The organism is Methanobrevibacter sp. UBA188 (assembly GCF_905234905.1).
GTDB lineage: Archaea > Methanobacteriota > Methanobacteria > Methanobacteriales > Methanobacteriaceae > Methanocatella.
In genome coordinates this window covers 1-493 of the sequence record NZ_CAJOJM010000058.1, presented here as the reverse complement: position 1 = coordinate 493, position 493 = coordinate 1, and the positions used below count along the sequence as shown (strand labels likewise).

Sequence of the window (493 nt, the reverse complement as noted above, 5' to 3'; positions counted from 1 at the left end):
CAAATTCTTTAGGTTTATGTTTTAAAACTGCTTCTGAGGGTTCTATTTTCGATAATAATACATTTATTAATAACACTAATGCAGTACATGGTGCAGCTTTTTGTGTAAATGCAGAAAATGTTATTATATCCAATTCTCATATCGAAAATAACTCTGCATCATATGGTGGTGCTATTGAATGTCACAAGGGTACAATGAAAGTTTATAACACAACTTTCATAGGCAATAAAGCTTATGGTGCTAATACCAATAGACAAGAGAGAGCTGGAGGCGGTGGTGCTATTGCTTTTATTGGACCTAATAATTACATATATAACTGCACATTCATCAATAACTTCGCTGAAAAATTTGGTGGAGCTATGGATATTCATACAGATACAGAAGGTAATAAAATTATGGTGGCCGATTATACTACCGTTGTAAACTGTAGATTTGAAAATAATATTGCTCAAAATCAATCAGGTGGTGCAATATATATTATTGGTAATTATTC

The 493-nt window shown here is 32.0% G+C and carries 1 pseudogene; it reads left to right on the top strand.

What is annotated here, in order from left to right:
• Positions 1-493, top strand: a pseudogene (locus tag QZ143_RS08670) (hypothetical protein); the annotation flags it as partial.